Origin of the sequence: Variovorax sp. NFACC27 (genome assembly GCF_048301545.1) — a bacterium.
GTDB classification, from domain to species: Bacteria; Pseudomonadota; Gammaproteobacteria; order Burkholderiales; family Burkholderiaceae_C; genus Variovorax; species Variovorax gossypii.
In genome coordinates this window covers 2,632,359-2,644,617 of sequence record NZ_CP157613.1, presented here as the reverse complement: position 1 = coordinate 2,644,617, position 12,259 = coordinate 2,632,359, and the positions used below count along the sequence as shown (strand labels likewise).

The window sequence follows — 12,259 nt, the reverse complement described above, 5'->3', positions numbered from 1 at the left end:
CTTGACTTAGAGCGCGCTCTAATTTCGAGAATCAACGCCATGGAAACCAGTCTGACCATTGCGGAAGTCGCGGAACGAACCGGCCTCACGGCCTACACGCTGCGCTACTACGAACGCATCGGGCTGATCGCCGCGGTGTCCCGTGCACCCGGCGGTCAGCGGCGCTATGCGAGCGCCGACATGGACCTGCTGGATTTCCTGTTGCGCCTGCGCGAGACCGGCATGTCCATCCAGGGCATGCAGGCCTTCGTCAGGCTTCGAAGCCAGGGGGACGCCAGCGTCGGCGAACGGCGCGAGATGCTCGAACGGCACCTCGCCGAAGTTCAGGCCAAGGTGGCGGCGCTGCAGCAATCCATGCAGGCGCTGTCGTTCAAGATCGACCACTACAGCGAGATCGAGAAAACGCAGAAGCGTCCTCCCAAGTCGGGCAAGGCCCGGGAAGGAAAGACGAGCGATGACGAACACGCAAAAAGACCAGGGCCAAAGCGACAACCAGCGCTACGCGCGTGGCCTGGCCAAGCTTCATGAGATCGACGGCGAAGGCGGCGTCAAGGTGGTCGAGAGCCTGGCCGGCATCGCGCCGGACTTCGGCCGCCTGGTGATCGAGTTTCCGTTCGGCGACATCTACTCGCGCCCCGGCCTCGACCTGCGCTCCCGCGAGATCGCGACGGTGGCCGCGCTCACCGCCATGGGCAATGCCGCGCCGCAGCTGAAGGTGCACATCCAGGCCGCACTGAACGTCGGCGTGACGCGCGACGAGGTGGTCGAGATCATGATGCAGATGGCGGTGTACGCGGGCTTCCCTGCGGCGCTCAACGGCATCTTCGCCGCACGTGAGGTTTTCGCGGCGGAGGATGAAAAAAGCGCGCGGCTCCTTGCGGAACCGCGCGCTCTTGTCGAAGCAATCTGAACCCATTCCAGGAACACCGCGGAACCGGCTTTGCCGGGCCGCAGGTGTTGCCCCCGGTAGTGGGTTGGCGTAGCGACACGAAGTGCGCGCAGCCTGGGGGCGAGCCTTATTTAAGGGCCTTGTAGCGCATGCGCTTGGGCTTGGCGCCTTCTTCACCAAGGCGCTTCTTCTTGTCGGCTTCATACTCTTGATAGTTGCCGTCGAAGAAGGTCCACTGGCTGTCGCCTTCGGCCGCGAGGATGTGCGTGGCGATGCGGTCGAGGAACCAGCGGTCGTGGCTGATCACCATGACCGTGCCGGCGAATTCGAGCAGCGCGTCTTCGAGCGCGCGCAGGGTTTCCACGTCCAGGTCGTTCGACGGTTCGTCAAGCAGCAGCACGTTGCCGCCGGCGATCAGCGTCTTGGCCAGGTGCAGGCGGCCGCGTTCACCGCCCGACAGCGTGCCGACCTTCTTCTGCTGGTCGGCGCCGTTGAAGTTGAAGCGGCCCGCATATGCGCGGCTGGCCATCTGGAACTTGCCGACGTTGATGATGTCGAGGCCGTTCGAGATGTCTTCCCACACGGTCTTCTGGTCGCCCAGCGCGTCGCGCGACTGGTCAACGAAGGCCATCTTCACGGTCTGGCCGATGACGACCTCGCCCGAATCCGGCTTTTCCTTGCCCGCGAGCAGCTTGAACAGCGTCGACTTGCCGGCGCCGTTCGGGCCGATGATGCCGACGATGGCACCCGCCGGGATGTTGAAGCTCAGGTTGTCGATCAGCATGCGGTCGCCGAAGGACTTGCTGACGTTCTTGAACTCGAACACCTGGCTGCCCAGGCGCTCGGCCACGGGAATGAAGATTTCCTGCGTTTCGTTGCGCTTCTGGTATTCGACGTCGCTCAGCTCCTCGAAGCGGGCCAGGCGCGACTTGCTCTTGGCCTGGCGGGCCTTCGGGTTCTGGCGCGACCACTCGAGTTCCTTCTTCAGGGCCTTGGCGTGGGCTTCCTCGCTCTTCTGCTCCTGCGCCAGGCGCTCGCCCTTCTGCTCGAGCCAGGTGCTGTAGTTGCCCTTCCATGGAATGCCACGGCCGCGGTCCAGTTCGAGAATCCACTCGGCGGCGTTGTCGAGGAAGTAGCGATCGTGGGTGATGGCCACCACGGTGCCCGGGAAGCGCTGAAGGAACACTTCGAGCCACTCGACCGATTCGGCGTCAAGGTGGTTGGTCGGTTCGTCGAGCAGCAGCATGTCGGGCTTGCTCAGCAGCAGGCGGCACAGCGCCACGCGGCGCTTTTCGCCGCCCGAGAGCACGCCGATCTTGGCGTCCCAGGCCGGCAGGCGCAGGGCGTCGGCGGCGATCTCGAGCTGGTGCTCGGAATCGGTGCCGGCGGTGGCGATGATGGCCTCGAGTTCGGCCTGTTCGGCGGCAAGTGCGTCGAAGTCGGCGTCTTCGGCTGCGTACAGCTCGTAGACCTCTTCCAGGCGCTTCTTGGCCGCGTTGACGGCGCCCATCGATTCCTCGACCGATTCGCGCACGGTGTGCTCGGCATTGAGCTTGGGCTCCTGCTCCAGGTAGCCGATGGTCAGGCCGGGCATCGGCAGCGCCTCGCCCTCGATTTCCTTGTCGACGCCCGCCATGATCTTGAGCAGCGTGGACTTGCCCGAGCCGTTCAGGCCGAGCACGCCGATCTTGGCGCCGGGGAAGAAGGACAGCGAAATGTCTTTCAAGATCTGCCGCTTGGGCGGCACGGTCTTGCTGACACGGTTCATCGAATAGACGTATTGAGCCATGTGTGGTTGGTTACCTTGGGTAGCGGGATTCGAAGGGATGCGCGGTCGCCGGAATGGAGGCATTCGGGCGCGGCAAACCACCGATTATCGACTCATGCGACAATAGACCCCGTTGCCGGGTCCAGTTGCCCGCAACACCGGCTCTCTGCCGGGGACGAAGAAAGCGCCATTTCAACCCTTTCGCAAGGGCGGACTTTCCGGCTCCCACCCCTGACCCTCATCTGCCTTGACTGGCTCGGCGTCGTCTTTAGACGCCTGGCGGGCCGATGCCACCGCGCCGTGTATGGCGCTTGTTGTTTCCAATGACTTTTGACGAACTGAAGCTGGCCCCCGCCATCTTGAAGGCTGTGCACGAACACGGCTACGACTCCCCCACCCCCATCCAGGCGCAAGCCATCCCCGCGGTGCTCGAGGGCCACGACCTGCTCGGCGGCGCCCAGACCGGCACCGGCAAGACCGCCGCCTTCACGCTGCCGATGCTGCACAAGCTCAGCATGACCCGCAGCGCCACCAACAAGTTCGGCGGCACCGGCGTGCGCGCCCTCGTGCTGACCCCCACCCGCGAACTCGCCGCGCAGGTCGAGGAATCGGTGCGCACCTACGGCAAGTACCTGCAGCTGAGTTCGACCGTGATCTTCGGCGGCGTCGGCATGAACCCGCAGATCAGCAAGCTCAAGAGCGGCGTCGACATCCTCGTGGCCACCCCCGGCCGCCTGCTCGACCTGCAGCAGCAGGGCATGCTCGACCTGAGCCAGGTCCAGATCCTCATCCTCGACGAAGCCGACCGCATGCTCGACATGGGCTTCATCCACGACGTGCGCAAGGTGCTGGCGCTGGTGCCCAAGGAAAAGCAGAGCCTGCTGTTCTCGGCCACCTTCAGCGACGAGATCCGCGACCTGGCCGCCACGCTGCTGCGCAACCCGCAGAGCATCCAGGTCACGCCGCGCAACACCACGGTGCAGCGCATCACCCAGGTGATCCACCCCGTGGGCCGCGGCAAGAAGAAGGCGCTGCTCGCGCACATCATCAACGAGAACAAGTGGAGCCAGGTGCTCGTGTTCACGCGCACCAAGTTCGGCGCCAACAGCGTGGCCGAATTCCTCACCAAGAACGGCATCGAGGCGATGGCGCTGCACGGCAACAAGAGCCAGAGCGCCCGTACCCAGGCACTGGCCGGCTTCAAGAGCGGCGAGTTGCGCGCGCTGGTGGCCACCGACATCGCCGCCCGCGGCATCGACATCGACGAGCTGCCGCACGTCGTGAACTACGAGATCCCGAACGTCAGCGAAGACTACGTGCACCGCATCGGTCGCACGGGCCGCGCCGGCTCCAGCGGCGAGGCCGTGAGCTTCGTGTGCCTGGACGAGGAAGGCTTCATGCAGGAGATCGAGCGCTTCACGAAGCAGACGATCCCCGTGCAGGTCATCGAGGGCTACGGCCCCGAGGAAGGCGAACGCGCCGAGCCCATCGCCATGGGCCGCCAGACCATCTGGGGCGGCGCCGGCCGTCCGCCGAGCCGCGAAGTGATGCAGGCGGCCGCCAAGGCTGCGCGCACCGAGATGCTGCAGCGCATCCGTGAGAACAAGGCCGGCCAGGGCGGCGGCAACAGCGGCGGCAACAGCGGCGGCAACGGCGGTGGCAACGGTGGCCAGCGTCGTGGCGGTGGCCAGGGCGGCGGCAACGGCCAGGGCCGCAACGCCAATGGCGGCGGCCAGGGTCAAGGCCAGGGCCCACGCGGCCAGGCCCCCCGCCCGCAGCAAGCCCGCGGCCCGCAGGGCCCGGCACGCGCGCCGCAGCGCCACCATCACGCACCGCATGAAGAGCGCCAGCCGCGCCACCACGGCAACAGCCACAGCCCGACGCAGGCCAACCAGGTCGCGCACCTGCGCGCCGAATCGGTCGGTGGCGGCGGTGCCGGCCAGCCCGATCCGCTTCGCACCAGCGTCGACCACATGGGTGGCCGTGGACGCGGCGGCCGTTCGGGTGGCGGTGGCTACGGTGGCGGCAACCGTTCGGGCGGCGGTGGCCGCTCGGGTGGTGGCGGTGGCTATGGCGGCGGCAACCGCTCCGGTGGCGGTGGCGGCCGTTCGTTCGGCCGCTGAGATGCGCGGGTAGTACGAGCTACCCGCCCCTTCCTGCGACAACAATCCCGGGCGGAGCCGGAGAACCGATCACCGCCCCGCCCCGGCAAGCCCGGGGCCGAAGACCTAGAACGGCCAGGCCGGTTTCGATGCCGTCATGTCGACCCTGACGGCGGTGTCGTGGTTGTTGGTGTTGTCGTTGGCATAGAACAGCGCGGCCTCCTTCGCGAAGCCGTAGCTGCTCACCTGGGCAGCCGCTGCAGCCGAATAGGTGATACCCCAGAGGTCGAACGTCGCCCTTTGGTCGCGCTCCGTCATCCAGGACAGCGCGATGAGCAGGTTGTCATTGCCACTCGGATCCTGCGGTCGGAGGGCGTAGTTCCCATATCCCAGCCTGTCCTTGTATGCAGCCCAATCGGCCTTGGCGAGCAGGCGCTGGTGCAGGTAGAGCTGAGTGAAGAGCTCCCATCCGCGCGCCTTGTCGCCCGTGCGTTCCGCCCAGTAGTGGATCCACTGGACATAGAACGCCAGGCGCTCCCCGTTCTGTGCCGCGTATTCAGCCGAACCCCAGATGCGGCGGTAGGCCCCCTGAACGGGGTCCGCTTCGGCGCGAGCGGCCACGATCATGTCGAACGCCGAGCGATAGTCGACCCGACCCTTCTCCAGATCGACACCAAGCTCGCGCAGCAATCGCCAGTTCTTGTGCAGCGGGAACAGGTTGTTGGAGACCTCCGCGCTGCGGTCGGTGTAGACGTTGAGAGCGCCCTGCTGCAGGTTGTGCCCCAGCTCGTGGCTCTCACCCCAGCCGCGCGGATTGAAGCCCCAGGAGATGTCGACAGGGTTGCCCGCGCAACCGATTCCGCACCTGGCACGGAAATCCGCGTTGAAGTGCTGGATGTCGGGAGTCCGGTGCAGCTTGTCGTTGGTGCAGTCCCAACCCCACGCCGCGCAGTTCTTCAGGATTGCCGTCGGCAGCGTCTTGCCCGGAACCACCAGACCAGCCAGATGGTAAGCATCATCGACCACGTAGCCGCGCAACTCCTGCAGATAGCGGCCCAGATCGCCACCGAAGACGGCATCCTTCAAGGCCTCTTTCATCATGTCCACGCGCGTGTGAATTTCGACGCCGGGCAGCCTGATCTCGGCCCAGTCGAAGTCCGTGGCATCGAACTTCGCCTTGAAGTCGGCAACGCTGCCATCGTTGGAAAGATCGAGGAACGGATGCCGGGCAACGCCGCGAATGCGCAGCCGGACCTTGGCATCGGCAGGCGCACCGGCAAACACCAGCTGCAGCGTTCCTCCATACGGGCTCGTGATGTGGGTGACGGCCTGTGCGTCCAGCGCAATGGCCGGGCTTCGGACAAACCGGGGGCGGTCGTACTTCTCGGACCACAGCTTCGTCGTGTTGGGGTCCTGGGTGTTGATCTGCAGGGAAAGAGTCGCGCCCGCTGCATCGACAACCTGCACGGCCACCGTCCGGCCGGGAACTGCGAAACGCCCGAGCGCGATGAAGCCGGACTCCTGCGTCAGCGGGATGGTCACCACCTCGTCGGCGGTCGACACTTCGAACCGCGCCGCTGTCCCTTTCATGAACGAGCCGAGATCCGACTGGGCACCGCCCTTGGGTCGAACATAGGCAACCAGGCTGTCGGCCACAGCTGCTTGCATGAAAGCCCCGGCCTGGCTCTCCTTGCTCATCGGGTACCTGATCCCTCGCCGCGTAACGTCGGCCCAGAGCACGAGCAGGCGAGACAGGTTCGTCGACGGCTGCTCGAAGAGATTGCGACCGGAGAGACTCAAGGCGTCGATCTTTTCCCTGAACATCTCGGCAGGTACGAGCACATCGCGCTGGAGGTCGACGACCCTGCTGCAGTCGTTCTCCCTGCATGCGCTCCAGTCGTAGTCGGTGCGCCAGTCGTTCTCGACCATCCTCCGCAGCAGCGGCACGACGCCGCCGAACTGAGCAAGCGCAGCCTTGTTTGCAGCGGCGTTACGCCCATGCGCCACGGCGTCGTCGTAGAAGAAATTGCCGGCGTGTCCGCCGAGCAGCATCCCCATGCCGGACAGCACCCTGCGACTCGCCTGGTTTTCGTTCCAGTACTTCGTATGAACGTACAGGACCGGCTGGCCCGCGGCTACCAGCCTGGCCATCTGCGTCTCGAGCGCCGGGTTGTTCGTGACTTCGGATCCCAGCAACAGCAATTGCGAGCCGTTGCCGCAGCTGTCGGCGACCGAAGGGTCGCATGCCGTCACGGACACATCCACGCCTGCGCGCTTGAAGCCATTCTTCACAACCGTCGGATCGATGCCTGCGTAGCTCAGCTTGATCGAGTCCGGCAGCGGCTTCGAGGCATCCGCCGTGAGCAGCCAGCTCAGCAGGCGCCGGAACGCCGGTGCATGCGCGAGGTTCTGCGACTGATCGAACTGCTGGAGGATGTTCGCGCCGTAGCCCGCACTGCGGCCACCTGCCGCCGTGCTCACGGTGGCGAGAACCTTGCCCTTGTCGCCGACGACCAGGGGCTGGGCGGTCTCGACGTTCGCCGGCAGCACGAACTGGGAGTTTCGATCCGGCTTGTACTCACTGCTCTCGACACCGTACAGCGCCGCTGGCAAGTCCGCTTGCCGGGTCGAGAGCTCCTTTGCGAAATCGTGCGCGCACCTGGCTATGGCCGCAGCGTCCGTCAGCCCCTCCGGATCTCCGGACCGCAAGGCGAGATCGATGGACTTCGAACAGAAAACCGGCGCTGGCTCCGCGGGCGGATTCGAGGACGCCCCTGCGCTTGCCCCTTCACTGGCCCCTGCCCCTGTTCCTGCCCCCGGCGCCGTTGCCGTGGACGCCGCTGCGCCCGAACCCGCGAAGACGGCGCCACCGCCATTGCTTCCACCTCCACCTCCGCATGCTGTCATGAGTCCTGCGAGGCAGGCTCCCATCAAGTACCTCGAAAAAACCATCGGCATCGTCATGCCCATCCCTCTCTTTTTAATGATCTTCAAGCCATGAAGAATGCGATGTGCTTGCATCGCATTCACCCGGCCCTCCTCTTGTTCGATGGCGCAGCCAATGACGCCCGAAGATCCTCCGTCCGCAGTTGCCCGGCGCGAAGGAATCAGGAGCAGTGGATTGGCTTGGCGCGAAGGCGCGAGCCAACGCGAGTACCGAAGCGAGTGCAATGCGCGGGGACATCCTGAACCTGGAGAGTCCGGGTGCCTTGCATCGCAAACCTTGAGCTGGTGCGCTTCATCGAACTCTTGAAGTTTGCCCAGCGGAACGGTCAAACCTGTGAAGCGGGCCGATAGTTCGCGGCATCCGTTGAAAAGTACCGGAAGTCACGAGGTGACCTGTGTCGTGAAGCATCGCGAGTCCGTACAGGCGTGATGGCCCTCGCATCACCAACGTCAGCAGCATCCGCGAGGAACCTCCCAGTGCGGCGACATAAAGGCTGCAGAGTGCAAACTCAAGCCACAATCGTCACGCCATGCAATACATCCCACCCAACTACGCGACCCTCTTCGTAGCCACCTGCAACCTCCTCAACCTCGCGGCCCCGAACCGCGTGTACTACGAGAACCAGGACGCCTACACCGAGCGCGAGTACGAGCGAAAGATCGACTGGATCGGCGAGCGCTTCAACGCGCTGAACGCCGACGTGCTGGCGGTCCAGGAGGTGTGGGACGAATCCGCGCTGAAGGCCTGCATCGCGCGCAGCGGCCTGCGCTACGACTTCATTTCGGCCCCCGGCGCGGAAAACACGCCGCCGCCCGGCAGCCCCGAAGGCACGCCCGCGCGGCCTGGCGCGCAGGGCACGCCGCGCGTAGGCATCGCAACGAGGCTGAAGGTGGACGAGGTCCGCTCCTTCGTCGACTTCCCCCCGGGCTTCGGCGTGGAAATACCGGGCCTCGGCCCCCACACGCGCTTCGAGCGGCCGCCCCTGCTCGCAACGGTGCGCATGAAGCACGGCCAGCAGGTGCACGTGCTCACGGTGCACCTGAAGTCCAAGCGCCCCAAGTTCCTGCAGGATGCGCAAGGCAATCACCTCGAGGACCGCGACGATCGCAAGGTGGGCGTGATGGCCTCGCTGCGCTCGCTGCTGATGCGCGGCGCTGAAGCGGCCGCCCTGCGCTGCATCGTGATCGACCTGCTGCAGGGCACGAACGTGCCGCTGGTGGTGATGGGCGACTTCAACGACAACCCGCACAGCGTGACCACGCAGCTCGTGGCGGCCACCTCCGAAGTGGCCTACGACAAGGCCGCGCGCGACGTGGCCCTGTTCAACGCCTACGAGATGCAGGGCGAGGCGGCGCTCAAGAAGGACGTGGCCTACTCGCACGTCCACCAGGGCTACCCGGAGGTGCTCGACCAGATCTTCGTGAGCGAGGAGTTCGTCGCCACCAGCCGGCACAGCCTGGGCGACGTGCGGCGGGTCGACTACTTCAACGACCACCTGCACGAGGGACGCGATCGCTCGCGCTCCGATCACGGCTTCGTGCGCGCCCTTCTCAGGTTGCGCACAAGCTAGGCCCGCCCCCAGCCTCGCCACACTTCGTGTGGCTCTGACACCCCCTCACGGGGCGCACCCAGCAGCCTGGCAAAGCCGGTTCCGCGCGCGCGAACACGAACAGGCCGCGCCTTCGCGGCGGGCCCTGGTTTCAGGCGGAGTCAACCCATGCGGCGGCCGGTCTGCCGGTCGAACAGGTGCACGCTCTCGGCCTCAATGGCCAACCGCACCGTGTCGTCGGGCCGGGCGTCGACGCGGCCGTGCACGGCAAGCACCAGCCTGGCCTCGCCGACCTGCACCAGCAGTTCGGTCTCGGCGCCGGTGGGCTCGACCACGATGACCCTGGCTTCCACGCCGTGCGAGCCGCCGCCCAGTGTCATGTCGCCGGGCCGGATGCCGTAGTGCACCGGCTGGCCGTCGGGCACCGCGGTGGCGGCCGGAACGGGCCAGCGTGCGCCCTGCGACTCGACCCAGCACTCCCCGCCCGAGCGCCGCACCGTGCCCTCGATCACGTTCATCGACGGCGAGCCGATGAACTGCGCGACGAACAGGTTGTCGGGCCGGTCGTACAGCTCCAGCGGCGTGCCGATCTGCTCGACGATGCCGTCGTGCATCACGACGATGCGGTCGGCCATGGTCATGGCCTCGATCTGGTCGTGCGTCACGTACACGGTGGTGGTCTTCAGCCGCTGGTGCAGCGCCTTGATCTCGGCACGCATCGCCACGCGCAGCTTGGCGTCGAGGTTCGACAGCGGCTCGTCGAACAGGAACACCTTCGGGTCGCGCACGATGGCGCGGCCCATGGCCACGCGCTGGCGCTGGCCGCCCGAGAGCTCGCGCGGGTAGCGCCCCAGCAGCGCGTCGAGGTTGAGGATCTTCGCGGCCCTGGCCACGCGCTCGTCGGTCACCGACTTCTCGGCGTTGCGCAGGCGCAGGCTGAAGCCCATGTTCTCGCCCACCGTCATGTGCGGGTAGAGCGCATAGCTCTGGAACACCATGGCGATGTCGCGGTCCTTCGACTCGAGGTCGTTGACCACGCGGCCGTCGATGACGATCTCGCCGCCGCTGATGTCCTCCAGGCCCGCGAGCATGCGCAGCAGCGTCGACTTGCCACAGCCCGAGGGGCCGACCAGCACGACGAACTCGCCGTCGGTGATGTCGAAGCCCAGGCCCTTGATGATGTGGACCTTGCCGAAGGATTTCTGGATATTGCGAAAGGATACGGATGCCATTTTTTCGTTTCCTGCGTGGGCTCTTTCAGCTCTTGACCGCTCCGGCGGTGATGCCGCCGACCATGTAGCGCTTGAATGCGTAATAGATGGCTGCCGGGGGCAGCGCGTAGATGAGGCCGGTGGCCATCAGCAGCTCCCACGGCGAATCGTCTGCCGACAGGAAGTTGCCCAGCGCCACCGCCAGCGTCACGCTCTTGTCGTTCGACAGCAGCAGGAAGGCATAGAGGTACTCGTTCCAGGCCAGCAGCAGCGAATACGTGCCCACGGCCACCAGCGACGGCACCATCAGCGGCAGGTACACGAGGCGGAACAGCTGCAGCGGCGAGGCGCCGTCCATGCGCGCGGCTTCGTCGAGCTCGTAGGGCAGCTTGTCGGAGGCCTGCTTCAGCACCCAGATGCAGTACGGCGAGGCGATGGTCACCATCGCGAGGATCAGCGCCCACTGGCTGTTGAGCAGGCCGTAGTTGCCCATGGTCTTGTACATGGGCACCGCGAGGAAGGCGGCCGGGATGAAGTACGTGAACAGCGCCATGTTCATCACCGTGCGCCCGCCGCGCACGCGCAGCCGGCTGATGGCGAACGCGGCGGTGGTCGCCACGAAGAGCGTGAGCGCGCCCACCGAAACCGCGATCAGCAGCGAATTCCACAGCTGCAACCAGAAGTGGTCGAGGTAGAAGTGCTTCTGCTGGAACACGATGCGGAAGTTGTCCAGCGTCGCGTTCTTGGGCCACAGGTGGCCCGAGGTCGCTGAGTCCTTCGACGAGATCGCGAACAGCACCATGTGGTAGACCGGGATCAGCGTCCACAGCAGCACCGGGATGCCGATGAGCAACAGCCGGGCCTCGGTCAGCACGGCTCGTGGGGTCCAGCGCTTCATTTCGAGAGCCTCTTCATCATGAAGTACACGAGGGGCAGCACGAGCGGCAATGCCACCACGATCGATGCCATCGACAGGTCTACCTGGTCGAGCCGCAGGTAGCGGATGCCCAGCGTGGCGAGCACGTGCGTCAGGTCGGCGGGGCCGCCGCCGGTCAGCAGGTAGACGCTGTTGAAGTCGCCCAGCGTCCAGATCATCGAGAGGATGAGCGAGGTGATGTAGAGCGTCTTGAGCGCGGGCCAGCTCACGAAGCGGAACTTCTGCCACGACGAGGCGCCGTCGACAGAGGCCGCCTCGTACTGCTCGGTGGGAATGGCCAGCCGCCCCGCCACGAGGATGAGCGTCCAGAACGGCAGCGACTTCCAGGTATGCACCAGCATCGCGAAGGCCAGCCCCAGCGTGGGATCGTTGAGCCAGTTGGGGCCGTCCGCGCCGGTCAGGCGGAAGATGGTGCTGTTGATCACGCCCCACTCCGGGTTCAGCATGAAGCGGATCGACAGGATGGTCGGAATCGAAGGCATCGCCCACGGGAGGATGAAGATCGCCGAGACGATCTTGATCCACCAGCGCGACGTCACGAAGAAGCCCGAGAGCACCAGCGCCACGAGCATCTTGATGTTGATCGCCACGACCAGGAAGATGGCCGTGTTGATCACCGAACGGAAGAAGATCGGGTCCTCGACCAGCTTCACGTAGCTTTGCGGATGGCGGGCCAGCCAGAGGCCATAGCCCACCGGGTACAGCACAAACACCACGAACACCAGCAGGTAGGGCACGACCATGACCGCGCCCCAGAACTGCCAGCGCGCATGCCGCGCTCCGGGATTGACGACAGGCGCCGAAGTACTCGGCGCGGCGGCGGTGGTGGCAGTGGCGCTCATGGCGTGCTGCTGCT

At 65.7% G+C, this 12,259-nt stretch carries 9 protein-coding genes; 4 read left to right on the top strand and 5 right to left on the bottom strand.

Going from position 1 to position 12,259, the window contains the following annotated elements:
* Positions 1 to 39 precede the first annotated feature (39 nt).
* Both ABL840_RS12300 and ABL840_RS12295 read left to right on the top strand, forming a co-directional pair.
* A complete protein-coding gene (locus ABL840_RS12300) occupies positions 40 to 528 on the top strand; it encodes a MerR family transcriptional regulator (RefSeq protein ID WP_093300919.1) in 489 nt (162 codons plus the stop codon).
* Positions 455 to 910 carry a carboxymuconolactone decarboxylase family protein gene (locus tag ABL840_RS12295; protein WP_093300921.1) on the top strand — a complete coding sequence of 152 codons (456 nt, stop codon included), beginning with the start codon at positions 455 to 457 and terminating at the stop codon, positions 908 to 910. Before ABL840_RS12300 ends, ABL840_RS12295 begins: the two co-directional genes overlap by 74 nt.
* A gap of 106 nt (positions 911 to 1,016) precedes the next feature.
* Here the strand turns inward: ABL840_RS12295 and ettA are convergent, their stop codons facing one another.
* Positions 1,017 to 2,678: an energy-dependent translational throttle protein EttA gene (ettA, locus tag ABL840_RS12290; protein WP_093199490.1), complete on the bottom strand. Its 1,662-nt coding sequence runs from the start codon at positions 2,676 to 2,678 to the stop codon at positions 1,017 to 1,019.
* 302 nt (positions 2,679 to 2,980) lie between these two features.
* On the opposite strand from ettA, the gene ABL840_RS12285 reads away from it, so the two are divergent.
* Positions 2,981 to 4,780: a DEAD/DEAH box helicase gene (locus ABL840_RS12285; protein ID WP_093300922.1), complete on the top strand. Its 1,800-nt coding sequence runs from the start codon at positions 2,981 to 2,983 to the stop codon at positions 4,778 to 4,780.
* 105 nt (positions 4,781 to 4,885) lie between these two features.
* Here the strand turns inward: ABL840_RS12285 and ABL840_RS12280 are convergent, their stop codons facing one another.
* Positions 4,886 to 7,666: an ImpA family metalloprotease gene (locus tag ABL840_RS12280; protein WP_418116358.1), complete on the bottom strand. Its 2,781-nt coding sequence runs from the start codon at positions 7,664 to 7,666 to the stop codon at positions 4,886 to 4,888.
* 569 nt (positions 7,667 to 8,235) lie between these two features.
* Here ABL840_RS12280 and ABL840_RS12275 point away from each other — a divergent pair.
* Complete coding sequence (locus ABL840_RS12275) at positions 8,236 to 9,276, top strand: endonuclease/exonuclease/phosphatase family protein (RefSeq protein WP_093300926.1); 1,041 nt, start codon at positions 8,236 to 8,238, stop codon at positions 9,274 to 9,276.
* 140 nt (positions 9,277 to 9,416) lie between these two features.
* Here the strand turns inward: ABL840_RS12275 and ABL840_RS12270 are convergent, their stop codons facing one another.
* The 3 genes from ABL840_RS12270 to ABL840_RS12260 are packed head-to-tail and all read right to left on the bottom strand — an operon-like array spanning position 9,417 to position 12,245.
* Positions 9,417 to 10,487, bottom strand: coding sequence for an ABC transporter ATP-binding protein (locus ABL840_RS12270; protein ID WP_093199482.1), 1,071 nt, complete (start codon positions 10,485 to 10,487; stop codon positions 9,417 to 9,419).
* A 25-nt stretch (positions 10,488 to 10,512) separates the two neighbouring features.
* The gene (locus ABL840_RS12265; protein WP_093199479.1) at positions 10,513 to 11,364 is read right to left on the bottom strand and encodes a carbohydrate ABC transporter permease; all 852 of its coding nucleotides are present in this window, start codon (positions 11,362 to 11,364) and stop codon (positions 10,513 to 10,515) included.
* Positions 11,361 to 12,245 (bottom strand): carbohydrate ABC transporter permease, encoded by an 885-nt coding sequence (locus tag ABL840_RS12260; RefSeq protein ID WP_093199477.1) that lies wholly within the window; start codon positions 12,243 to 12,245, stop codon positions 11,361 to 11,363. The genes ABL840_RS12265 and ABL840_RS12260 overlap by 4 nt, the downstream gene beginning before the upstream one ends.
* Between the last annotated feature and the right edge of the window lie 14 nt (positions 12,246 to 12,259).

Excerpts from the sequence above, each read along its gene's own strand:
- ABL840_RS12300 (WP_093300919.1), top strand. The coding sequence starts at position 40 with ATGGAAACCAGTCTGACCATTGCGGAAGTCGCGGAACGAACCGGCCTC.
- ABL840_RS12295 (WP_093300921.1), top strand. The coding sequence starts at position 455 with ATGACGAACACGCAAAAAGACCAGGGCCAAAGCGACAACCAGCGCTAC.
- ettA (WP_093199490.1), bottom strand. The coding sequence starts at position 2,678 with ATGGCTCAATACGTCTATTCGATGAACCGTGTCAGCAAGACCGTGCCG.
- ABL840_RS12285 (WP_093300922.1), top strand. The coding sequence starts at position 2,981 with ATGACTTTTGACGAACTGAAGCTGGCCCCCGCCATCTTGAAGGCTGTG.
- ABL840_RS12280 (WP_418116358.1), bottom strand. The coding sequence starts at position 7,666 with ATGACAGCATGCGGAGGTGGAGGTGGAAGCAATGGCGGTGGCGCCGTC.
- ABL840_RS12275 (WP_093300926.1), top strand. The coding sequence starts at position 8,236 with ATGCAATACATCCCACCCAACTACGCGACCCTCTTCGTAGCCACCTGC.
- ABL840_RS12270 (WP_093199482.1), bottom strand. The coding sequence starts at position 10,487 with ATGGCATCCGTATCCTTTCGCAATATCCAGAAATCCTTCGGCAAGGTC.
- ABL840_RS12265 (WP_093199479.1), bottom strand. The coding sequence starts at position 11,364 with ATGAAGCGCTGGACCCCACGAGCCGTGCTGACCGAGGCCCGGCTGTTG.
- ABL840_RS12260 (WP_093199477.1), bottom strand. The coding sequence starts at position 12,245 with ATGAGCGCCACTGCCACCACCGCCGCCGCGCCGAGTACTTCGGCGCCT.